Genomic DNA, 20,745 nt, shown 5'->3' with positions numbered 1-20,745 from the left:
ACAACCCGTTCACGTAATTCTATCGGATATGGCTTGCCCATGTGCCCTCCAAAAACAAGGATGGCAACATTGAATCACAAAAAGTTAAAATGAGAAACCTGAATCAGATCTGGCGCAGCACGCTCTAATATGGGTGAGTGGAGCGGAAACATGCGCATATTTATTGCAATGCTGGTAGTTGCATTCACCCTGAGTGCTTGTGGGTCGTATAAGCCCACCAGTAATCAATCGCATCTAGATAAGTTCCCGATAGATAAGACTAAGAATTATTTGATTTGGCGCTATGGCAGTGTTGAATCAGATCTGGCTTCGGTTTTCTGCAAGGTGAACGCTTCGGGTGAGGTTGACGATTGTGAAGACAAAGAAGCAAGCAACAAAGATAGGCTGACCTTTGAGGCGTTTGAAGGGCTATTTGGATCTTATCGGGTCACTTTCAAGCATGATGATGACTACTTCTTGATGACTTACGCCGTGTCTGCGCGCTCTGGCAAATATGCGTTTGTCACTGGAGACTCTGGTCAACGAAGTCGTATTTTCAAGGTTGGTGACGCGACATTTATAAGCAATTTCAAACCTGGCACCGTGACAGTTATTCCCTACGGGTGGGAGCATCGGCGGAGCGCATCTGACCTGAAACGCGCTGTCGAAGCGAGCTTGAAACAAGCTTTCGGCGAAAGAGCGAGTGGGCTTGATGTGCAGGTTGCTCGCAAAGTTCCAATCGATTGTACCAAAACTAGTAGTGGTTTCTGGGAGGGGACTGAAACCAAATGCAAGTTGAAGTGATTTTTGCGATCTGATCGTTCGTTGCTTGGGGAGGCCTTATGAGACTTAATAGGATACCATTACTTCTGACGGTGATTGTGCCTCTAGGTGCTTGCGGCGGTGGCTTTGATGCTGAAGACGTGGCTTCGGAGACCTACTTGCGGAACTGGGCGATTTTCAAAAAGGTCTGTATTTCGTCAAGCGCGAAGGGACGAGATAAGTATCTCAAGGCTGAAGGATGGAAAGTGGTTTCCTCTTCAGGTGGTGATCTCCCGTTGGTTTCGATCGCTGAGAGCCGGAATTTTAGTCACAAGACTACGAAAGCGTATCGCTCTCGAAATGGCGACAGTGTGCTTGTTCTTGGAGAATATAAGTCAGCAGATGCAACTGAGGCTTCTCCGACATGTTATTTTGTTACCAGTATGAAGTACGGATCTGCCAAGTTTTTCGACGATAAAATTAAAAGCTATGTTTTTGATGGTTATAAAAAAGATGCGGCCTCTTTCTCAAAGAGTGTGAGGATTTCCGGAGGCGTCAATCGAACCAGCTGGATCAATGAGTTAGAGACAGTCTCCGGTGGAAAGCAATTATTTGATGTTGCTGGCGTCAGCTTTGTTTCTGGTGCGCAGGGAAGCACGGCACCTTCACTTGTTTTGCGCGTGAATAAATAACTCAGAGCATCAGGAGCCTGCTCGGCGAGACCAGCCCGCTCTCGCCTCACTGATCTACTGTTGAACGTCGGCTCTGCCGCGGACGGACATCATAGTGCCCGATAGCGTGGCGACTTTCTTTTCACTGCCGTCCTTGATTGCGTAGGCGGTGGCGTTGACGAAGGTGATTGTGCGGCCTGGTTTCTCAACCTTTGCGCGGAATACAAAATACTCACCTGCAGCTGGGTTCATCAGGTTGGTTTTAAGCTCGATTGTAAGCACGGCAGCGTCTTCGTCCATCAGCGAGAAGGCTGCGTATCCGGCTGCGCTGTCGAGGGCTGTGGTGACGATGCCAGCATGGAGGAAGTCGTGTTGCTGGGTAAAATCTTTGTTGTACGGCATGGTCAGCTCGACGATGCCGGGTTCTACTTTGGCGATTTCAATGCTCAATGAGGCCATGGCTGGCTGGCGGGCAAAGCTGTCTCTTACTTTCTTCTCATAGCCTGCAAACCGAGGCGTAAACTCACTCATTTTATCTCCGAAAATGTCTATCTGAATATGTCAGGTGGCGATTATGCCAAGTCTTAATGCGTTATGTTCGAACCGCAGTGAAGCATAGGGAGAGGCGAAATTGCCCTTGCTTTGGGCAGAGAGAGTTCCATCGTCGCGGAGGAAGAATGTACTTTCGATGAAATGCGCTTGCCAGTCCGGGGTGTCGGACTCCAGGTAACAGGCTTTGGTATTGGCTAATTCACTTGAAGGCACAGTCACTCACAAACCTCACTGGATTATTGAGAGGAGTGTAAAGGGAACTGAGTAGCTTACTGAAGCTCAACGTTTGTCGGAGTTATAATATGACTTTGCTGGCTCTCTTGTTTGCTGCTGACCCTTTGCCCACTAGCGGTGTTGGTCTATCAGGATAGGGTTTCCATCCGGATCAATCACAGTGAAGCTTGCCGGACCAGATGTGGTCTCGTCTGCTTCTTGTCCGTGAACTTCAATGCCATCAGCTTTCAATCGCTTTTGGAGTTCCCTCACATCGAGGAACTTATCGAGGGCTTGTGCTTCCTGATCCCAGCCTGGATTGAAGGTGAGCATGTTCTTTTCAAACATTCCCTGAAACAGCCCGATGATTGTCTCGCCATTTTTCATGATCGCCCAGCCATCTGTACCATCACAACCGGGATCGCATGCGAAGCCGAGCTTTTGATAGAACGAGATTGATGCTTTGATGTCCTTAACCGTCAGGCTGATTGAAAATGCACCCAGTTGCATGTGACTTCCCCCTCAAGAACCATTTTGAAACGTCTTAGATGCTCAGCATAAGGAAAGTTTTGCAGAGCTCAAGTTGGTCATAAATTAGTATGCAACAGATGCCACCCAAGGGGGATTTTCATTCTGGATTCGATTGTGTTTCGTTGCAGACAAGTTGACTGAAAATTGCGGGTTCTTTTTTCGGGCGATGAAGAAATATTCATAGTGCGCATAGCAACGTTGAATTCTCTAAAAAACGCGTTTTTTCGGCATTGCCGGAGCTTTCTGGCATTGTTCTAGGGAGCCTGTCCTGCTACATCCTGCGACAGAATTGTAACGCATACGAGGACTGGCATGATCCCGCGCTATTCGCGTCCTGACATGGTCGCTATTTGGTCTCCTGAAACGAAATTCCGCATCTGGTTTGAGATTGAAGCTCATGCTTGTGATGCTCTGGCAGAGCTGGGTGTGATCCCAAAAGAATCTGCTGAAAAGATTTGGGAGAAGGGTGGTCCAGCTACCTTCGACATTGCGCGGATTGATGAGATCGAGCGTGAAACCAAGCACGATGTGATTGCGTTCCTGACGCACCTTGCTGAAATCGTTGGTCCGGAAGCACGCTTTGTGCACCAGGGCATGACTTCTTCTGACGTTCTGGACACTTGCTTCAACGTTCAGCTTGTTCGCGCTGCAGACCTTTTGCTGGCCGACATGGAAAAGCTGCTGGCTGCTTTGAAGCGCCGTGCTTATGAGCACAAAGACACCGTAACTATCGGTCGTTCCCACGGTATTCATGCTGAGCCAGTGACCTTTGGTCTGAAAATGGCACAGGCGTATGCTGAGTTTGATCGCTGTAAGAAGCGTCTTGAGCTGGCTCGTGAAGAGATCGCGACCTGCGCTATTTCCGGTGCAGTTGGCACATTTGCAAACATCGACCCACGTGTTGAAGAGCATGTTGCTGAGAAGCTAGGCCTTGGTGCTGAGCCGGTGTCTACGCAGGTTGTTCCTCGTGACCGTCATGCCATGTTCTTCGCGGTTCTGGGTGTGATTGCGTCTTCCGTTGAGCGTCTGGCGACTGAAGTTCGTCATTTGCAGCGCACAGAAGTTCTGGAAGTTGAGGAGTTCTTCTCCAAAGGCCAGAAGGGTTCTTCTGCTATGCCGCATAAGCGGAACCCGGTGCTGACCGAGAACCTGACTGGTCTTGCTCGTATGGTTCGCTCTTACGCATTACCTGCGATGGAGAATGTTGCACTATGGCATGAGCGCGATATCTCGCACTCTTCCGTTGAGCGTATGATCGGTCCTGATGCGACTGTAACGCTGGACTTTGCTTTGGCACGCCTGACAAACGTTATGGAAAATCTGATGGTTTACCCAGAGCGTATGATGGGTAACATGGATCGCCTTGGTGGTCTGGTGCACTCACAGCGCATTTTGCTGGCACTGACTCAGGCCGGTGCGTCTCGTGAAGACAGCTATCGTCTTGTTCAGCGCAATGCGATGAAGGTCTGGGACAGCTATCAGGTTTCTGGTGATGCTAAGGTGGACTTCCTGACTGAATTGCTGGCGGATGAAGACGTTCGCAAGCATCTTTCTGAAGAACAAATTCGTGAGCGCTTTGACCTTGGTTACCACACCAAGAATGTAGATGTGATCTTCAAGCGGGTCTTTGGCGAAGCCTAAGTCGCCCGTGCACAGGAGTGGAGGGGAAGATGAAGCTTTATGGTCTGCGGATTTTCGTGAGAGATATCGAAAAGGCCAGGGAGTTTTATGCCGAAACGCTCGACCTTCCTCTTAACTGGGATATGCCAGAGCTTGGCGCGTTTGGTGCCAAGCTCGACAATGCAGAGCTCATCATCGAGCAAGCACACAACGAGGAAGACCAAGAATACATTGGTCGTTTTCTCGGCGCGTCTCTTCAGGTTGATGACATTGTCGATACTTATGAGCGCCTTTGTGAAAAAGGCGTTGCCTTTACCAACCCGCCTGAAAAGCAGGTGTGGGGCGGAGTTCTTGCACATTTTCATGATCCGTTTGGCAATGTTTTGACACTGCTGGGCGAACCTCGCTGACAACATAGTCCTTCTTAGTTTTTAATGGGACTAATGCCGATCAGGAGTCATGACTATGAGAATTGCGGTTATCTCGGACATTCACGGTAACCTGCCTGCTCTGGAAGCTGTTCATCGCGACATAAAGCGGAAGTCTCCGGATCTGGTGTTTAATTTGGGTGATTGTGTTTCGGGGCCGTTGTGGCCAGAAGAAACGGCTCAGTATCTCATTGCGGAAAACTGGCTGACTGTGCGCGGCAATCATGACCGACATTTGGTGGACCATGTCCAATCCAAAATGGGTCCAAGTGATGCGCATGCTTATTCGCTGCTTTCTGACGAATCCAAAGCGTGGCTGAAGCAACTGCCGACGCAAATGGAGCATGTCGAGAATGTGTTCCTGTGCCATGGGACGCCGTCAGCTGATAATGTTTATCTCACTGAAGAACTTTGTGGGGACCACACCAAAATTGCATCGCCGGAATACGTGTTAGAGCACGTTGGAAATGTGACGTCTCCACTGGTTGTTTGTGGGCACTCCCACATCCCTCGGGTCATCTGGTTGGAAACGACCGGACAAATCGTGATGAACGCAGGCAGTGTTGGGCTGCCAGCCTATGATGATGACAAGCCTCATGCACATACGATGGAAGTTGGAAGCCCCCATGCGCGGTACATGATTGTGACCCGTGTCGGGACGCGATGGTCCTTTGAAGAGCGGATGGTGAACTACGATTGGGACCATGCCAGTAGAAAAGCTGCGCGTAATCAACGTGGAGATTGGGCTGGCGCTTTGAAAACTGGGTATTTTCGTCCTATTAAGCTGCCAGACTTTTTAGCACGACCACGTATTGAGGAACCTTATGAAGATTTCTGAGGCGGACATTCTCATTGTCCCCGGCCTGCATGGCTCCGACGCAAACCACTGGCAAAGCCGTTGGGAAACAAAATTCTCCACTGGTCGGCGCGTTGAGCAGAGCAGTTGGAGCAAGCCAGACCTTGAGGAATGGGTGAATGCCGTTGTGAAAGCGGTCGAGGAAGCTACGCGTCCGGTGGTGCTTGTTGCACATTCCGCTGGTGTTGCTGCAGTGGTTCATGCTGCGCCTCGCATCAAGAACTGGGTGAAGGGTGCTTATCTGGTTGCGCCTGCAGATGTTGATGACAGCTCATGCGTGCCTGCTGAGTTGCATAGCTTTGGTCCGTTTCCAACCTCTCCGCTGCCGTTCCATGCCAAGGTTGTGGCGAGCCGCAATGATCCGTACTGCACTTATGAGCGTGCTGAGCAGCTTGCCAAGCTCTGGAATGCACGTTTGCAAGATGCTGGTGAAAGTGGCCATATCAATTCTGAAAGCGGTCAGGGGCCGTGGCCAGAAGGCATCATTTCGTTTGCTCATTTCATGAAAGAGCTCGGGTAACTCGTATAGGTTGATGAACGCCCTCCTTCCGGTGCATGTTTTGTGCGGGGAGGGTGTTTTATGTCGCGATTTGCTTACACACCTTATGATGGCTCTAAGAGGCCGTTTACCGTTGGGCTCGAGCCTCATGATTTGAGAGAGTGGATTGAGCCCGATGAGTTTTTAGCTGTGTACCTTGATGAAAAAGAGCGACTCATCACTGACCCTAAAGCCTTCGTGTTTGCTGCAGAGGCGGATACAGAGGCAGCTCAGCGCGAAGTAGCAGACCTTCTTGCTGTCCATCTGCCTGATCAATTCCCCACCCTTTATGAGCTTCACTCGGATAACTCTCTTTGCGTGAAGAATGCAGGAAAGCGTGTTCAGCTATCGTTTTGTGCTGAACCGCCACTACTAGCTATCTCCCGTGTCGTTCAGGAAGATCTGGTGCTGATGCGTAAAGGCGATGACGGGTATAGGCTTGTTGCAGCAAGCCTTTGTTTCCCTTCCAGTTGGTCTTTGGCGGAAAAGTTCGGCGGTTCAATGAGTGCAATCCATGAAGGGGTACCGGATTTCAATGGACATCGCATGGGACACATGGTTCAGCGGATCTTTGAAAGGTTGGAGGCAGATAAGCCCGTTTGGCGACTGAACTGGTCTTTGTACACGGACGCTGAGCTTCATCATCCGATTCCGGGTTTGTGCGGTGATGTTCTTTGTGAGGCTGATCAGGCATTTGAGCAGCTTTATGTGCGCGTTGAGAAGCAGACATTGCGACGTCTGCCTAACAGTGGAGATATCCTCTTCACTATCAGGGTTCATCATGATCCCGTTCATGGCCTGTTAGAGCATCCGGATGGTGATCAACTAGCCCAAGGCCTAAAGACACAGTTGCTTGAGTTAACTGATGAGCAGTTGGACTACAAAGGCATCAAAACGCACGCATCAACTATCGCACGAGCGCTTGATATGATCGCTGAGGAACGTGTTTAGGAAGGCTGAGACGCTGGTAGGTAATGACTTGGTGTGTGGCCTGTTAGTTTCTTGAAGGCGTTGTTGAAATGGGATTGGTCGAAGTAGCCGAGGGAGTGGGCCAAGTCTGTTAGGTTGAGGTCTTGTCCGTTGTTGATCGCATCAACCGCGGCCAGCATGCGGTAGCGTTCGATCACCCATTTGGGATTAACGCCGACGTGGCTATGGAAGAGTCGTTGGATTGTTCTTGGCTGGAAACCTGAGATCCTGGAAAGATCTTTCAGATTGTTAATTTCGTCTGTTATCGCAATGAGGTCTACGAGTGCACCGGCATCCTTCGCCTTAGAAGTTGAGGGATGTTTATGTGAAATCAGAAGGTTGTCCATCTGTACAGCGAATACTGTTGGATCATCAGCCGATTTTAACTTTGCTATCAGTTGCTGCTCGGAAATACTGAGGAACGGTTCAATATTTTCGTGAGTGTTGAGGAGCGAGGATGGGTTGTATCGGAAGAAATCTGCAAAGGCTCCAGGGCGAAACTTTACCCCAAATACGCGGCCTCTCTGTTGCAAGGTGTAATGGAAAACGCCTGTGTTAATGCCAAACACGCCTGTCGTCTGCAATGTGTCGATGACAATGTGTTGGGATGGGTGGGGCAGGTTAGCTTGCTTATATGGAGGCTTGCCTCGAAGATCCCATGTGATCAGCCAATAGAACTCGATGGCTTCCTGTAATGACTCAGCTGGAGTGAGCCAGTCCAGATTGAAGTGTTTGAGGCTGCGCTGCTGGTCTAGCAAGCCGCTGATCTGGTTTGAGGTGTCATCCTGATTTGGCATAGGCATAAAAGATAGCAGCTGTCGCGCTTTTACAAGCCCTTCTGGTTTTGACGCAGTAGGTGTTCGGCTCCCAATGCAAGGAGCTGAAAATGGCAAAGATTAAATGCACCTACAAAGTTGAAGAATGGAAAGAAGAGATCGCAGAAGCGCTTTCTATGGCGAGCAAGTTTGCATCAGTTCGCGCTCATGGACCCCTCAGCGGAGAAATCGTTGGGCAGGTGAGCATGTTTTATCTTTTGGCCTATGTAACAGAGAAAGAGGGCAAATACTCGTGGTACACGCAGATTTTTGGTCGATATGGTTCGCATGAAGGCACGTTCCTTGTTGAGGAGAGCGGGGTGTTTGATGCGGAGACTGTTCGCTCTTCGATGACTGTCGTGCCCGGATCCGGGACTGGAGGATTTGAGAGTGTTTCTGGTCGGGGCGAGTACGTTACGTCGCATGGCAATGCTGTTGAAAGCCTGCTTGAACTGGAGTTTGTGGAGAGAGTTGAGTAAGCCTGAGCAAATATGTGATTAGGTAATTTCTAAAAGTGCCCTTGGGTTCTCTGCGTTTTCTGCTAGGTTTTGCAATGCACTATATATTGCAATAAGAGTGTGAGACGCAGGAACCCCATATGCCTTCATCTCGTGACCGGGAAGCAAATAGAATGACCGCCCGCCTTGGCCGCTATGCCAAGGTTGGTGGAAATATGAGTGGCATCGCAGCCAAGCTTGCTGCAGGTAAGCTGTTTGGTTGGGATCAAGACCCTGCGAAGAATGCGGCTTCCATCGCAGAATCTCTTGGTGAACTCAAAGGGCCACTGATGAAGGTGGCGCAACTTCTTTCGACGATTCCTGATGCTGTGCCTCCCGAATATGCAGCAGAACTGGCAAGTCTTCAGGCAAATGCACCTCCTATGGGGTGGGCTTTTGTTAAGCGGCGCATGCGGGCTGAGCTTGGTCCAGGTTGGCAAGGCAAGTTTGATAAGTTTGAGAAGGAACCAGCAGCAGCGGCTTCTCTTGGTCAGGTTCACAGAGCTTATGATCAGGATGGGGCGATGCTGGCCTGCAAGCTGCAATATCCAGATATGGATAGCGCGGTTGAAGCTGACCTGAACCAATTCGACATGCTGCTTGCTCTGCATCGGCGTTTCAGGCCTGCGATTGAGACTTCTGAGATTGCGAAGGAGGTTGGTGACCGACTGCGGGAAGAGCTGGATTATCGCCGGGAAGCTCGGCATTCCAAGCTTTACGCCAATGTTTTTGCTGCAGATGAGCAGATCCGGATCCCAGACGTGTTTGAAGGTCTGTCCACACGGCGCTTGCTTTCCATGAGTTGGCTGGAAGGGCGTCCGCTTCTGGCCTATCGACAAGAAAAGCTGGAGGCGCGTAACAAGATTGCGCAAGTGATGTTTAAGGCGTGGTGGCATCCGTTTGCGCATTATGGTGTGATCCATGGCGATCCCCATCTTGGGAACTACACGATCTTTGAGGATGGTGCGGAGCCAGCTGGTGTGAATTTGCTGGATTACGGGTGTGTGCGCATCTTCCCGCCTGATTTTGTGCAAGGCGTGGTGGAGCTGTATCACGGTTTGCTTGAAGATGATCAGGACCGTGTGGTTGCTGCTTATGAGACTTGGGGTTTTGATGGGCTGACGACTGAGCTTATTGAGACCTTGAATATCTGGGCTAGCTTTATTTTTGGCCCGTTGCTCAGCGACAGAGTACGCTCGATTGCCGATGGTGTTTCTCCAGCGGCTTATGGACGACAAGAGGCGTTTCGTGTGCATCAGTCCCTTAAAGAACTGGGGCCGGTGAAAATACCTCGTTACTTTGTTTTTATGGACCGGGCGGCTATTGGGCTTGGATCTGTGTTCCTTCACTTGCGAGCTGAGCTTAACTTCCATCAACTGTTTAATGAGCAGATTGATGGGTTTGAGCTGGATACGTTGAACGCCCATCAAAAGCACCAACTGGACTTATGTGGTTTGTCTAGTGAGCATTGAGGCACATACTCGGGCCGTTGGAATTATCCCCGGAACCTGGGTTATCTCCTGAGTGGTTCTTTAGGGAAGTTGCGTCACCGGACCATGTGGTGTTAAAGACTGATATTAGGAAAACTACTTGTTTCGAGGGGGAAGCATGGCTGACGGGAGCGCGTCTGTTATGGACTATAAGGAACACGAGAAGACCTACAAGAACTTCATCAACTTCTCAAAGGTTGGAATTCTTGCAGCTCTCACATTTGTACTCGTTATTGCAATGATTGGATTTGGTGGTACTGCCGGGACGGTTTGGGCAAGCATCACCACAATCGCAACAGTGATTGCAGTTGGCGTTGGCATGGCATCTGGTGACAGGTCGCACATTGTACCGGGAATCGTATTCCTGCTTGCTTGTGTGGTAACAGCTGTGCTGACAATCTAAGAAACCCTCAGGTTTCAAAGGTTTTGAGAATCGCAGGAGCAGCGTGCTTCTGCGATTTTTCGTTTCAACCCCGAAATTTGCCAGAGGCGCTGCCCTTTTCTGATCATTATTGAAGAATAGAGCTTTTAGTAAGAGTTGTTCTGAGTTCGGGTATCATATGTCTACTGCGCAAACTGTTCGCGTTCTTCTGCGCTGTTCCTTGCTGCTTGCAATCTTTATCGTGGTTGCAGTTGTCTCATCGCCATCTCATTCTGCTTCGACTGATCTTGGTTTCTCCCAGATCCTGAAGGAAGAAGGCGTTGCTGCGCGTGGCAGTAATTACGAGATTGTGCCGCCTGTTTTGCGGAACGGGACATTGCTGGTTTACAGCCTCAAAGTTCATGGCAAGACCTATAAAGTGCGCGGTACGGCGACATTGAAGAAGCGTATCAATGAACTTCATGCGCTGAAGGGCATTCAAGAACTGGATACGGTTTCTCAGGCGGGTGAGGGCGTTGTGACTGCGGTCGCCAAACCTCTGACGTTTCTCGGTAGCCTTGTAACCTCTCCCAAAGAGACACTGAGTTCCACTGCTGATGGCGTCGGCTTGTTGCTGAATGGTACTGTGAACACCATTACCGGAAATTCCGGAGCGACTGCTCCGTCTAAGGAACGTGGAAAGAAGACCTCTGCGGTTGAGAGTGTTGCTGCGGCTGTTGTTGGGCGAGATAAAGCCCGGCGCTATATAGCTGTTGCGGCGAATGTTGACCCTTATACGACATTTCCTCCACTCTCTGACGCGCTTGATAAGGCTGCCTGGGCCTATGCAACGTCTAACCGTCTGACCAATCTCGCAACTGTGTTTATTCCGGGTGGCGTTGGTACGGCGGTTAGTGGAGTTCTGGCGACAACCAATTTAAGCGAGGCTCTCAAGGCCAGCCCGACCGTTGCCGATGAGACGATGCGCGAGATGCTTGGTGATATGGCCATTCGCCAGCGTAGCACACGAGCATTCCTGAGCGCTACGTCTATGACGCGGGGTGAAAAGATGATTTTTGTTGCAAGCCTACACTCGTTGAAAGGTGTTCGTGGGCGAAGTGATCTGGTTGATCAGGTGAGCCGGCAGGGGCTTTCTCAAGAGGCGGGATATTATTACCTGTTGGGTCTGATGATGATCGCTGATTATCATATTGATACAGAGCGTCTTGCTTCTGTTGAGCTGTTTGACGGTATTCCGATTGGTACGACCAGAACGGGTCGTAAGGTTGCCTTTGTTGCTGGTGATCGAATTGGTTGGAGTGTTGATCAATCAACGACTACACTCAATATAGCAAGCCGTGTAAATCAAACCCATGCAGGCACTGGAGCGAGCGAGCTGCGCGTGTGGGGACTGGTTCATCCGACGTTAAAAGTAGAGCTTGGTGCGTTGAACTGGGTTATTCGCGAAAAAGCACCACTGGCTACTTTCAAAGAAATTGACGTAACAAGCTGATTAAAAAAGTGTTTGGGGTGAGCTCTGAAAGTGTCACCCCAAAACCCAAGGGGCAACATCCAAAATATCGGCGCTTATGGTGAGAGCGTGCTGGCTGTGATTTGGCCGCGGTTCACACTCTTTCATGATCGAGGTGGTCCATGAAAATTGCCGATATTCTTGAACAGGCTTCTATGCCGATTGCTTCTCCTGCTTATCCCAAGGGGCCATACAGGTTTATCGACCGCGAGTTTTTTGTGGTCTCCTATGAAAGTGACCCCGACGCTATTCGTGAAGCTTTGCCTGAGCCTTTGGAGCCGGATGGGTCCAATACGGTAATGTTCGAGGTGATCCGCATGCCGGATTCTGCTGGCTTTGGGGACTACACCGAGTCTGGTATCGTGATTCCGGCCAAGTTTGGTGATCACCCTGTGAACTTCACGCAACAAATGTTTCTTGATGATACGCCGCCGATTTTTAGTGGGCGCGAGATCTGGGGTTTCCCGAAGAAACTCGGCCTACCTAAGCTGAGTATATCAGGAGCGACATTGACCGGGCATTTGGTCTTTGATGATGTGACCATCGCTATTGCGACCATGGGTTATAAGTATCAGCACCTTCTTTATGATGTGGAACATGGCACACAGTGTCACCCTGATGCGGTCCTCAAGAAACTTCAGAAAACCCAGGTGAATCTGAAGCTCATTCCAGATGTTGACGGTTCCTTGGCCATTGCTCAGTTGGTTGCCTATGAGGCGTCTGATGTGACGGTGAAGGGCGCGTGGTCTGGTCCAGCGAGCTTGCAATTGTTCCATCATGCCAATGCGCCAGTGGCTGAGCTACCAATGCTTAAATCACTCGGCGGCGTTCATTTCATTACGGACCTCACGCTACCTTATGGCCGGGTTATGTATGATTACCTGAAGCCTTAAGTGATGCGTTATTTCGGAGGTGCTGCATGCGAGGCAACTTCAGGATCTTTGGGTATTTGTTAAGCAGCTTATTCATGTCAGCGCTGCTGGTCTCGAAGGCTGCTGGCTTTGAGCTGAGGCCTTATAAAGACGAGTTGTTTGCCTATCCGCGGGTTCTGGATCAGGCGATGGACGGGGCGTTCTTGCGGCTTGACTATCAGATCCAGCGTGATTTGCGGGACCGGGATGAAATACCAGAGCGACGGGTTGAAGGGCGATATGTTTCCAGCAGGCCTGCCTGGTATGTGCGAGAGCGCTCAGTTGTGCTTGCGGGGAACAAGCGTAAGCACATCCGAGTTGGGGCTCTTGACGCCGATACCAAGCTGTTACTGCTTTATCTGCATGGAAAGGGGGGCAATCGAAAGCAGGGGAATGCTGATTGGACGTTTGGCGGTAACTTCAATCGCTTGAAAAACTTAATGGTGCGTAATAATGGCGTTTATCTGTCTCCTGATGTGAAGCTCGAAAGCTCCAAGGGTACTCAGGAAATTCGCGAGTTGATTGCGCAATACCGGAAAGAAGCACCGCAGGCGAAAGTGATTGTGGCCTGTGGTTCCATGGGGTCACAGGTCTGCTATGGGCTTGCGGATCAGACTGGTGTTGCTGGGCCGCTGTCCGGCCTCATTTTATTGGGAGGAGCGACGGATCGACGATTGTTGACGAGTGAAGCCTATAAGGCAGGCGTACCGATTGTATTTGGCCACGGTAGTGCTGACAGGGTTTACAGCTGGGAAAAGCAGTATCAGTTGTATAACGCACTCATTGGTAAAAATAAGCAGTATCCGGTGCGCTTTCGGTTGTTCGAAACTGGCTCTCACGGGACGCCCATTCGCATGATTGACTGGCGTGATGAGATTAACTGGATGCTGTCTATATCTTCGGAAGCAAGACAATAAAAAAGGCCGGAGACCCGGCCTTTGGAAGTGATATGGTTTGTGGGCTTAAGCTTGCGGAACGCCAGGTGACGTTGATAGGCGCTGGGAGCCTTCCTTCGCAGTCTGGTTTGTCGAAGAAATCTGCAATGCTCTGCTGTAGGACTGGCGGGCTTCTGTAATCTGCCCCAGAGCTTCTTCAGCGCGGCCACGGTTCGCCCAAGCAGATGCGGACTTGCCGTTAAGTGCAATTGCAGCATTGAAGTCTTTGAGTGCAGATTTTGGATCGCTCAGAGAAAGGTAAGTTACACCGCGCGCGATCAGAGGTGAATAAGCGCGGGAGTTCAGACCAACAGCAGATGAAAAGTCATTGAGAGCTGCTTCCTGTAGACCTTGTGCCTGATAGATGAGGCCACGGTTGTGATAGGCCTGCGCATCGCCGGAATTTAAGCGAATGACTTCGTTGTAGTCACGAAGCGCTGCTGTGTTCTGACCGATAGAGCGGTAGGTGTTGCCGCGTCCGTTCAGGGCCTTCACGTAATCTGGCTTGATGGAAAGTGCTGAGCTGTAATCCTGAACTGCCTGAGACGTGTTGCCCTTGCGGCGCTCCACCAAGGCTCGGTTTGCATAAGCCTGATAAGAGTTTGGTCTCAGCTGAAGAGATTTGTTGAAGTCCTCAATCGCCTGATCAAGGCGTCCAGCTTTTGCGTATGCAATGCCGCGTTTATTGTAGGCGTCAGCATCGGTTGGGTTTGCGTCAACAACGGCACTCAGACTGTCGATGTTGGAGGAAGAGCCAACAGCTTTGTCGATAGGCACATTCTGATAAACAAGGCCAGATGAGTTGGATTGGCATGCTGCAACGCCAAGTGCGAGCAGACACGCACAGATGCCTTTAGCCAGTTTATTGTTCACGAGAATGTGCCCCATTCTTAAAGAGTCCTTGCAATGACACGATAGCCTACACTTTAGTGTGGCAAAAAAAGGTCAAATGAACCAGCAAAAACAACAAACGGACCAACCGGTTCACCGGTTAGTCCGTTCTGAATTCTAGCTTCGGTCCGCTCACACGCTTTTCGTCAAACATAGTTGAGCCTTAGCTGCGTGATGTCCCGAGTGCCGCCGGATTAACGACGACCTTTGCCGACCAACAGGCCTTCACGCTGTGCTTTCTTGCGAGCCAGCTTGCGAGTGCGGCGGATTGCTTCAGCCTTTTCGCGAGCCTTCTTTTCAGATGGCTTTTCGTAGTGGCCACGAAGCTTCATTTCACGGAAGATGCCTTCACGCTGCATCTTTTTCTTAAGCGCTTTAAGCGCCTGATCGACGTTATTATCGCGAACGAGAACCTGCACGCGTTTATCCTTACCTTCGAGCATTCTGGATTACGTATCCAGAACGACATAGATGAAATGATTGATAGCAACGCTTAGCGCATATGCACGGGTCACAAGAACTCCGTCGCCGCTGATGCGTCGCTTCTTGACGGGGTAACTAACAGACTGCGTGGGGGCTGTCTACCTCCTTACTTGAGAATCTATGTTAATTTATAGATGGGAAAGGGGGGAATACCTCTTGTGGGACAAGGCAATCTCAGCAGCATGCGCTTATTTTCTTCAAATTGGGGCATTGGCATGTTCGTGAGTGAAGTAAAATATAAGTAAAAAAAGCTTTCAAAATGAATTTTAACATTGGATGTGAAATTATTTTTTCAAAATACAACCTTTGATTGTGTTTGATTGAGTCTCTCTTGCGCCGCCGAAAAAAGTCACAGGAGCTTTTCTGAACAGTGGAAATCGAGGTGGAAATTTGAATGTAATCCGCTTCAAACACTGTTCGTCATATCCGACTTCGGAGATGAGTCGAGTGAGTCCATTCGACTCGCGAGAGCTGCGATTGAGAGACTCTCTTTAGATCCACGGAACGTTCACTGAGAAAACTCGTTACTCTAGTTCTAGGTAAGGGGTTTATACGTGCTGATGGATCATGCATACTCTAGTGACCTCATTTGGGTAATCGACCAGAAGAAAGAATAATGTAATGTGCCGCTGGCTTGCGTACCGTGGAGCTCCCATTTTCATGGAAGAGCTGATTTCAATGCCCAATCATTCTCTGATTGCGCAGAGCCTGCATTGTGCGGAAGCCAAGGTGAACACCAATGGTGATGGCTTTGGGATTGGTTGGTACGGTCACAAATCAGAGCCGGGTCTTTATCGTGATACGCAGCCTGCGTGGGGTGATGAGAACCTTCTGAGTATCACCAAGCACCTCAAGTCCTCTTTATTCTTTGCTCATGTGCGCGCATCGACAGGCACTGCGACCTCTCGTTCAAACTGCCATCCGTTTGCTGTCGGCAAATGGATGTTTATGCATAACGGGCAGATTGGAGGGTATGATGATATCCGCCGCCAGATTGAGAGTTTGATCAGCGACGACTTTTATCGTTATCGGCAGGGTACAACGGACAGTGAAGCGCTGTTTCTTGCCATGTTAAGTCATGGTCTGGATGTTGATCCTGTGGGGGCTGTGCAACAGGTCCTAACGAAAACACTTGAGATTATGCGTTGCAATGATGTCATTGCTCCATTGCGCGTAGCGATGGCCTTGACTGATGGTGAGCGCCTTTATGCTGTGCGTTGCTCTAGTGATAAGATTGTTCCGAGCCTATATTATCGCTTACATAACAGCAGCTTGAGTGTTGTCTCAGAGCCTTTGGAAAAGGGCGGGCAAGGTTGGTATGAAGTGCCTTGCGGACACATTATGGTTTATGGTGGTGATAATGCGCCTTGCTTTATTCCTCTGGACATTCCCGAAGAGTTTTGCAAAGTAGCGTAATCGGCATTTTCACTAGCGGTATTGCTTAGGCAAGAAGCCACTGGGATTTTGTCGATCTGTTTCTACGATAGGAAGTTTCCTCCCAGCGAGGCACTGTGGTCAATTGCAGGACCCAGCCTTGTTTATGTTCTTGAGAGGCTCAAGTTCTGGAGGGGCTCCATGCCCTTTTCTTCAGGAGCTTATGATGACGCGGGTTGAAAGCACCAGCGTTGCCAAACCCACATCCATGTCTGCATGGTGGGGGGAGTCCAATGCAACGCTTATTTTGGGATTGCCGTTGATCGGTGCGCAACTTGCGCAGATGGCAATCAATGCCACCGATGCATTGATGATCGGTTGGCTTGGCGCAACAGAGCTGGCAGCATCCGTGCTGGCTTTACAGTTGTTCTTTCTGACATGGCTGGCAGGACTTGGGTTCTTGCAAGCCGTTATGCCATTGGCATCCAGAGCCGAAGGTAAAGGCGACATACGTAATGTGCGGCGTGCTTCGCGCATGGGCCTTTGGATTTCGCTCATTTATACGACTTTTGCGATGGTCGTGCTGTGGAACGGTGAGAGCCTCTTGCTGGCTCTTGGGCAGGAAGCAGAAGTTTCTGCGATTGCTGCGAATTATCTGCGCATTGTGCAGTGGTCGATGTATCCATCGTTATTTGTGGCGGCGCTTCGCAGCTTCCTCACCAGCATTGAACGTTCGCAAATTGTGTTGTGGGCGACTGTCGTGAGCGCTGTGGTCAATGCACTTCTCGATTATGTGCTGATCTTTGGCTATTACGGCTTTCCTCAACTTGGCATTCTAGGTGCCGGGATTGCGTCTGTTGTGACTGCGTTGGCATCCTGTGTGATTTTGATTGCCTATGTGTTTTGGGAAGAGAAATCTCGCAAGTATGAGGTGTTTGTTCGCTTCTGGCGTGCTGACTGGCCTGCGTTCTTTGAAATCCTTCGTCTCGGTTGGCCGATTTCCCTCATGCTGGTCGCTGAAGTAGGCTTGTTCTCTGCTGCTGCTTTGATGATGGGCTGGATTGGGACGCTGGAACTTGCAGCTCACGGTATTGCGGTTCAGCTCTCTGGTATTGCGTTCATGATTCCGCTTGGTTTTGCTAACGCCGCTGTTGTGCGTGTTGGCATTGCATCTGGTCGTGGCGATGCTGATGGCATTACACGTGCTGGCTGGGTGGCTCTGATCTGGTCCATTGTGATTGGTCTGCTTGGTGCGGTCTTGTTTGTTGCGATTCCTGATACGCTGATTTCCTTCTATCTGGACAGCAGTAATCCAGATGCAGCGGATGTGATCCGCCTTGGTGTACCGCTGGTCTTTATTGCAGCGGTGTACATGGTGGTTGATGGTATTCAGGTGGTTGCTGGTGGTGTTCTGCGCGGTCTTTCAGATACGCGAGTGCCGATGGTGATTGCGGTGATTGGTTACTGGATTATTGGTGTGCCGCTTTCCTACGTGATGGCGTTCACCTTTAACTGGGGCCCAGAAGGGATCTGGGTTGGTTTGGCCAGTGGTCTATTTATCACTGGAATCCTGTTGCTGATCCGGTTCCAGAAACGCGATCAACTTGGTCTGGTTAGGCTAGGATAGTCTGGTTCAATTAAATGAAAGCCCCCGAAGATGATCAGACCTTCGGGGGCTTTTTCTTTGTAGGATAACGCGATCAGGATTTTGGGGAGAGGCGGTTGATGTGGCCCATCTTGCGGCCTTCCCGTGTCTCTGCTTTACCGTAGAGCGTCAGACGAGCGTTTGGCTCCAGCAGTGCTGATTCCCATGAGTTCACATCATCACCAATCAGGTTTTCCATGATGACGTTGTGTGCTCGGGTTGGCCTGCCAAGTGGCCAGCCTGCAACAGCGCGAACATGCTGTTCAAATTGAGAAACCGGACAAGCGTCTTCTGTCCAGTGACCTGAATTGTGAACGCGTGGCGCTATTTCGTTGACCTTCAACTCTGTAGCCTCGCCGTCTCTGACGACAAACAGTTCTACGCCCATCACTCCGATATAATCGAGCGCAACAGCGATGCGGGTTGCCATATCGATGGCTTCCTGAGCGGTTTCTGCCGGGATGTCTGCAGGTACGCTAGAGGTCTTCAGAATGTGGTTCTTGTGGTAGTTGTCCGCCGGATCATAGCATTTGACCGTTCCATCCACGCCACGCGCGACGATGATGGAAATCTCTTTTTCAAACGGAACGATGCCTTCAAGGATAGATGGCTGATTGCCAAGCTTGCTCATGGCGCCTTCGATGTCCTCAGGTGTACGGATCATGATCTGGCCTTTGCCATCATATCCAAAACGGCGCGTTTTCAGTACACCCTGACCGCCCAACTCCATGAGCGCAGCTTCCAGCTCTGCCTGCGTGTCGACCTTTATAAAGGGAGCGACCTGCGTTGCCGCTTCTTCTGAAAGGAATGTCTTTTCTGCCAGGCGATCCTGGGAAACTTTCAGTGCATGTGGGCCGGGGCGAACTGGAACAAACTGCTCCAGAATGCGGGCTGTCTCGCCGGGGACATTTTCGAACTCATAAGTGACGACTGAAACGCTTTTCGCAAACTGGGTGAGTGCTTGTTCGTCTTCGTAGGCCGCAACGGTCTTCTTTTCTGAGACCTCAAAAGCGGGGCTGTTTTCATCCGGGCAATAGATATGGCACTTCAGGCCCATCCTGCTGGCAGCTTGCGCGATCATGCGGCCAAGCTGGCCTCCACCCAAAATACCAATCGTGTCGCCAGGACGTAGTGTGGAACCCATTTCGAAAACTTTCCAGATGTTAGGGGCCAGATGTTAGGGGCGGCTTGAAACAAATGAGGCGCTTGCAAGTGGGCGCCTCTGAATCTCTTACTCTTCCGGGTTGACTGGCTTCTCAGCCACAGCCTTACTTTGCTTTTCGCGCCAGTCATCCAAATTGGCGGCGATCTCCGGATTGTTGAGTGCCAAAACAGCGGCAGCCATTAATGCTGCGTTGACAGCACCTGCACGACCAATGGCAAGAGTGCCAACGGGAATGCCTGCTGGCATTTGAACGATGGAAAGGAGGCTGTCCTGTCCTTTAAGAGCGCGCGACTCAATTGGAACACCAAACACTGGCAGCGGTGTCATGGATGCAGCCATACCCGGAAGGTGGGCTGCTCCGCCAGCGCCAGCGATAACAACCTTGAAGCCGTTCTCTCTTGCTGTTTTGGAAAACTCTACCAGACGGTCCGGGGTGCGGTGGGCTGAGACGATGCGAGCATCATAGGAAACTCCCAGTGCTTCTAGCGTATCTGCAGCATTTTTCATGGTTGGCCAATCGGATTGGCTTCCCATGATGATAGCGACTTCTGGCTGGTCTGTGCGGTTCATAAAACGGGCACCCTCTGAGCGTCTGGGAAGAAAGCGCGGATTATAGAAATAACACGGCGTGTTTCAAGCCAATTACAACAAGAAATGCCAATAGTATACGAAGGTTAGAGCTCTGCCTCTAATTTAGGCAATAATGTCAGGTAAGAGCTGTGTTTCCAGCACCTGAATCTGGTCTCTTAGCATCAGTTTTTTCTTCTTTAAGCGTTGCAGCTGGAGAACATCTGCCCGTCCCGTTTCAATGAGCGCTTCGATGGAATGATCAAGATCCCGATGCTCCTGTCGCAACTCAGCGAGCTCGGAACGCTTGCTATCCTGATCGAGAGTATCTTCCGTCATCGTTTTGTCCTCACATGACACATATCGGTCTGTGTGCAACGAGACCCATCAATGATCAAATCTGGTGGGGCGCGTTGTCGCAATTCACCGCTCGGCAACAGTATACCGAATGTGCAGCGGTGATGAACAAGAGTCTCTCGATTTTTACAGGAAGTGTTGTCTCATGACGGATTTACGCAGCGTATATATAGGGTTGAATACTTAGTGAAGTTCTCTTTTGAGTGGAATATGAAACCCATTAAATTTACTGGGTCATTTATAAGTTCCCTAAGTTTTTCATGAATTAGCGATCTCGCGTTGTAGAGGCCCCAAAAAAACAGCTAATCATAGTTCGACAACTCAATAAAATGGTGCCATCATCCACCTGTAACAGAGACAATGTAGGAGGATCAAAACCTATGTCCATCCGTGAGCATTTGACTGAGCTGGAACGCCGCCATGCTACCATTGAGAGGGAGCTGGAAACAGCCAAGCACCATCCTTCGATGGATGAGATCGAACTAGGCAATCTAAAAAGGCAAAAGTTGAAGCTTAAGGATGAGATCTCGCGAATACGAGTGACAGGGTAGCTTCCTTTTTCTTAACCGAATAGAGAATGCGTCGCTTTTAGCGGCGCATTTTT

At 50.2% G+C, this 20,745-nt stretch carries 24 protein-coding genes; 16 read left to right on the top strand and 8 right to left on the bottom strand.

Annotated features, from left to right (window positions below; all coding sequences use genetic code 11):
- Positions 1-150: 150 nt before the first annotated feature.
- Together PsAD37_RS25820 and PsAD37_RS25815 are read left to right on the top strand one after the other, a co-directional pair.
- The gene (locus tag PsAD37_RS25820; protein ID WP_063298529.1) at positions 151-783 is read left to right on the top strand and encodes a hypothetical protein; all 633 of its coding nucleotides are present in this window, start codon (positions 151-153) and stop codon (positions 781-783) included.
- Positions 784-821: 38 nt separating this feature from the next.
- Positions 822-1,433, top strand: coding sequence for a hypothetical protein (locus PsAD37_RS25815; protein WP_153039861.1), 612 nt, complete (start codon positions 822-824; stop codon positions 1,431-1,433).
- Between the two features lie 54 nt (positions 1,434-1,487).
- Here PsAD37_RS25815 and PsAD37_RS25810 read toward each other — a convergent pair whose 3' ends face one another.
- Both PsAD37_RS25810 and PsAD37_RS25805 read right to left on the bottom strand, forming a co-directional pair.
- A complete protein-coding gene (locus PsAD37_RS25810; protein ID WP_063298515.1) occupies positions 1,488-1,943 on the bottom strand; it encodes a PaaI family thioesterase in 456 nt (151 codons plus the stop codon).
- A 366-nt stretch (positions 1,944-2,309) separates the two neighbouring features.
- Entirely contained in the window at positions 2,310-2,687 is a 378-nt protein-coding gene (locus tag PsAD37_RS25805) for a VOC family protein (protein WP_063291056.1), read from the bottom strand.
- 333 nt (positions 2,688-3,020) lie between these two features.
- Here PsAD37_RS25805 and purB point away from each other — a divergent pair, with 333 nt between their 5' ends.
- Genes purB through PsAD37_RS25780 form a run of 5 tightly spaced genes read left to right on the top strand, consistent with a single transcriptional unit; the run spans position 3,021 to position 7,101 of the window.
- A complete protein-coding gene (purB, locus tag PsAD37_RS25800; protein ID WP_057462039.1) occupies positions 3,021-4,349 on the top strand; it encodes an adenylosuccinate lyase in 1,329 nt (442 codons plus the stop codon).
- A 29-nt stretch (positions 4,350-4,378) separates the two neighbouring features.
- Positions 4,379-4,738 (top strand): VOC family protein, encoded by a 360-nt coding sequence (locus PsAD37_RS25795; protein WP_063298514.1) that lies wholly within the window; start codon positions 4,379-4,381, stop codon positions 4,736-4,738.
- Positions 4,739-4,793: 55 nt separating this feature from the next.
- A complete protein-coding gene (locus PsAD37_RS25790) occupies positions 4,794-5,594 on the top strand; it encodes a metallophosphoesterase (protein ID WP_063298513.1) in 801 nt (266 codons plus the stop codon).
- Complete coding sequence (locus PsAD37_RS25785; protein ID WP_063290258.1) at positions 5,581-6,132, top strand: alpha/beta hydrolase; 552 nt, start codon at positions 5,581-5,583, stop codon at positions 6,130-6,132. Before PsAD37_RS25790 ends, PsAD37_RS25785 begins: the two co-directional genes overlap by 14 nt.
- 60 nt (positions 6,133-6,192) lie before the next feature.
- Complete coding sequence (locus PsAD37_RS25780) at positions 6,193-7,101, top strand: DUF3445 domain-containing protein (protein WP_063298512.1); 909 nt, start codon at positions 6,193-6,195, stop codon at positions 7,099-7,101.
- Here the strand turns inward: PsAD37_RS25780 and PsAD37_RS25775 are convergent.
- The gene (locus PsAD37_RS25775; protein ID WP_063298511.1) at positions 7,098-7,922 is read right to left on the bottom strand and encodes an AraC family transcriptional regulator; all 825 of its coding nucleotides are present in this window, start codon (positions 7,920-7,922) and stop codon (positions 7,098-7,100) included. The two genes, PsAD37_RS25780 and PsAD37_RS25775, sit on opposite strands and share 4 nt — an antisense overlap.
- Positions 7,923-8,005: 83 nt before the next feature.
- Between PsAD37_RS25775 and PsAD37_RS25770 the strand changes: the two genes are divergently transcribed.
- The 6 genes from PsAD37_RS25770 (at position 8,006) to PsAD37_RS25745 (ending at position 13,641) form a co-directional block, all read left to right on the top strand.
- Entirely contained in the window at positions 8,006-8,413 is a 408-nt protein-coding gene (locus PsAD37_RS25770; protein ID WP_063298510.1) for a DUF3224 domain-containing protein, read from the top strand.
- 119 nt (positions 8,414-8,532) lie between these two features.
- A complete protein-coding gene (locus tag PsAD37_RS25765) occupies positions 8,533-9,903 on the top strand; it encodes an AarF/ABC1/UbiB kinase family protein (protein WP_063298509.1) in 1,371 nt (456 codons plus the stop codon).
- Between the two features lie 136 nt (positions 9,904-10,039).
- Entirely contained in the window at positions 10,040-10,324 is a 285-nt protein-coding gene (locus tag PsAD37_RS25760) for an aa3-type cytochrome c oxidase subunit IV (protein WP_208992092.1), read from the top strand.
- Positions 10,325-10,481: 157 nt separating this feature from the next.
- Complete coding sequence (locus PsAD37_RS25755; protein ID WP_063298508.1) at positions 10,482-11,795, top strand: hypothetical protein; 1,314 nt, start codon at positions 10,482-10,484, stop codon at positions 11,793-11,795.
- Between the two features lie 140 nt (positions 11,796-11,935).
- A complete protein-coding gene (locus PsAD37_RS25750) occupies positions 11,936-12,706 on the top strand; it encodes an acetoacetate decarboxylase (protein WP_063298507.1) in 771 nt (256 codons plus the stop codon).
- Between the two features lie 74 nt (positions 12,707-12,780).
- A complete protein-coding gene (locus PsAD37_RS25745) occupies positions 12,781-13,641 on the top strand; it encodes an alpha/beta hydrolase (protein ID WP_153039860.1) in 861 nt (286 codons plus the stop codon).
- Between the two features lie 45 nt (positions 13,642-13,686).
- Here the strand turns inward: PsAD37_RS25745 and PsAD37_RS25740 are convergent, their stop codons facing one another.
- Entirely contained in the window at positions 13,687-14,547 is an 861-nt protein-coding gene (locus PsAD37_RS25740) for a tetratricopeptide repeat protein (RefSeq protein WP_063298505.1), read from the bottom strand.
- A gap of 197 nt (positions 14,548-14,744) precedes the next feature.
- Entirely contained in the window at positions 14,745-14,969 is a 225-nt protein-coding gene (rpsU, locus tag PsAD37_RS25735) for a 30S ribosomal protein S21 (protein ID WP_063298527.1), read from the bottom strand.
- Positions 14,970-15,693: 724 nt separating this feature from the next.
- Between rpsU and PsAD37_RS25730 the strand changes: the two genes are divergently transcribed.
- Positions 15,694-16,449 carry a class II glutamine amidotransferase gene (locus tag PsAD37_RS25730; RefSeq protein ID WP_063298526.1) on the top strand — a complete coding sequence of 252 codons (756 nt, stop codon included), beginning with the start codon at positions 15,694-15,696 and terminating at the stop codon, positions 16,447-16,449.
- Positions 16,450-16,633: 184 nt separating this feature from the next.
- On the top strand, positions 16,634-18,034 hold the full coding sequence (locus PsAD37_RS25725; protein ID WP_208992090.1) for an MATE family efflux transporter: 1,401 nt from the start codon (positions 16,634-16,636) through the stop codon (positions 18,032-18,034).
- 73 nt (positions 18,035-18,107) lie between these two features.
- On the opposite strand, the gene PsAD37_RS25720 is transcribed toward PsAD37_RS25725, so the two are convergent.
- The 3 genes from PsAD37_RS25720 to PsAD37_RS25710 all read right to left on the bottom strand — a co-directional run bounded on the left by PsAD37_RS25720 (position 18,108) and on the right by PsAD37_RS25710 (position 20,123).
- Positions 18,108-19,196 carry a 5-(carboxyamino)imidazole ribonucleotide synthase gene (locus PsAD37_RS25720; RefSeq protein WP_063298503.1) on the bottom strand — a complete coding sequence of 363 codons (1,089 nt, stop codon included), beginning with the start codon at positions 19,194-19,196 and terminating at the stop codon, positions 18,108-18,110.
- An 87-nt stretch (positions 19,197-19,283) separates the two neighbouring features.
- Positions 19,284-19,787 carry a 5-(carboxyamino)imidazole ribonucleotide mutase gene (gene purE / locus PsAD37_RS25715; protein WP_063298502.1) on the bottom strand — a complete coding sequence of 168 codons (504 nt, stop codon included), beginning with the start codon at positions 19,785-19,787 and terminating at the stop codon, positions 19,284-19,286.
- A gap of 123 nt (positions 19,788-19,910) precedes the next feature.
- Positions 19,911-20,123: a YdcH family protein gene (locus PsAD37_RS25710; RefSeq protein ID WP_057462025.1), complete on the bottom strand. Its 213-nt coding sequence runs from the start codon at positions 20,121-20,123 to the stop codon at positions 19,911-19,913.
- A 398-nt stretch (positions 20,124-20,521) separates the two neighbouring features.
- Between PsAD37_RS25710 and PsAD37_RS27950 the strand changes: the two genes are divergently transcribed.
- Positions 20,522-20,692, top strand: a complete 171-nt coding sequence (locus PsAD37_RS27950) for a YdcH family protein (protein ID WP_082596622.1) — start codon at positions 20,522-20,524, stop codon at positions 20,690-20,692.
- Positions 20,693-20,745 lie beyond the last annotated feature (53 nt).

It is taken from the genome of Pseudovibrio sp. Ad37, from assembly GCF_001623075.1.
Taxonomy (GTDB): Bacteria; Pseudomonadota; Alphaproteobacteria; order Rhizobiales; family Stappiaceae; genus Pseudovibrio.
Note: the sequence above shows the minus strand (reverse complement) of the source record. Positions and strands in the feature narration are given on the sequence as shown.

Bases quoted from the DNA above. Each gene is read 5' to 3' on its own strand.
- PsAD37_RS25820 (WP_063298529.1), top strand. From the start codon at position 151: ATGCGCATATTTATTGCAATGCTGGTAGTTGCATTCACCCTGAGTGCT.
- PsAD37_RS25815 (WP_153039861.1), top strand. From the start codon at position 822: ATGAGACTTAATAGGATACCATTACTTCTGACGGTGATTGTGCCTCTA.
- PsAD37_RS25810 (WP_063298515.1), bottom strand. From the start codon at position 1,943: ATGAGTGAGTTTACGCCTCGGTTTGCAGGCTATGAGAAGAAAGTAAGA.
- PsAD37_RS25805 (WP_063291056.1), bottom strand. From the start codon at position 2,687: ATGCAACTGGGTGCATTTTCAATCAGCCTGACGGTTAAGGACATCAAA.
- purB (WP_057462039.1), top strand. From the start codon at position 3,021: ATGATCCCGCGCTATTCGCGTCCTGACATGGTCGCTATTTGGTCTCCT.
- PsAD37_RS25795 (WP_063298514.1), top strand. From the start codon at position 4,379: ATGAAGCTTTATGGTCTGCGGATTTTCGTGAGAGATATCGAAAAGGCC.
- PsAD37_RS25790 (WP_063298513.1), top strand. From the start codon at position 4,794: ATGAGAATTGCGGTTATCTCGGACATTCACGGTAACCTGCCTGCTCTG.
- PsAD37_RS25785 (WP_063290258.1), top strand. From the start codon at position 5,581: ATGAAGATTTCTGAGGCGGACATTCTCATTGTCCCCGGCCTGCATGGC.
- PsAD37_RS25780 (WP_063298512.1), top strand. From the start codon at position 6,193: ATGTCGCGATTTGCTTACACACCTTATGATGGCTCTAAGAGGCCGTTT.
- PsAD37_RS25775 (WP_063298511.1), bottom strand. From the start codon at position 7,922: ATGCCTATGCCAAATCAGGATGACACCTCAAACCAGATCAGCGGCTTG.
- PsAD37_RS25770 (WP_063298510.1), top strand. From the start codon at position 8,006: ATGGCAAAGATTAAATGCACCTACAAAGTTGAAGAATGGAAAGAAGAG.
- PsAD37_RS25765 (WP_063298509.1), top strand. From the start codon at position 8,533: ATGCCTTCATCTCGTGACCGGGAAGCAAATAGAATGACCGCCCGCCTT.
- PsAD37_RS25760 (WP_208992092.1), top strand. From the start codon at position 10,040: ATGGCTGACGGGAGCGCGTCTGTTATGGACTATAAGGAACACGAGAAG.
- PsAD37_RS25755 (WP_063298508.1), top strand. From the start codon at position 10,482: ATGTCTACTGCGCAAACTGTTCGCGTTCTTCTGCGCTGTTCCTTGCTG.
- PsAD37_RS25750 (WP_063298507.1), top strand. From the start codon at position 11,936: ATGAAAATTGCCGATATTCTTGAACAGGCTTCTATGCCGATTGCTTCT.
- PsAD37_RS25745 (WP_153039860.1), top strand. From the start codon at position 12,781: ATGTCAGCGCTGCTGGTCTCGAAGGCTGCTGGCTTTGAGCTGAGGCCT.
- PsAD37_RS25740 (WP_063298505.1), bottom strand. From the start codon at position 14,547: ATGGGGCACATTCTCGTGAACAATAAACTGGCTAAAGGCATCTGTGCG.
- PsAD37_RS25730 (WP_063298526.1), top strand. From the start codon at position 15,694: ATGGAAGAGCTGATTTCAATGCCCAATCATTCTCTGATTGCGCAGAGC.
- PsAD37_RS25725 (WP_208992090.1), top strand. From the start codon at position 16,634: ATGACGCGGGTTGAAAGCACCAGCGTTGCCAAACCCACATCCATGTCT.
- PsAD37_RS25720 (WP_063298503.1), bottom strand. From the start codon at position 19,196: ATGGGTTCCACACTACGTCCTGGCGACACGATTGGTATTTTGGGTGGA.
- purE (WP_063298502.1), bottom strand. From the start codon at position 19,787: ATGAACCGCACAGACCAGCCAGAAGTCGCTATCATCATGGGAAGCCAA.
- PsAD37_RS25710 (WP_057462025.1), bottom strand. From the start codon at position 20,123: ATGACGGAAGATACTCTCGATCAGGATAGCAAGCGTTCCGAGCTCGCT.
- PsAD37_RS27950 (WP_082596622.1), top strand. From the start codon at position 20,522: ATGTCCATCCGTGAGCATTTGACTGAGCTGGAACGCCGCCATGCTACC.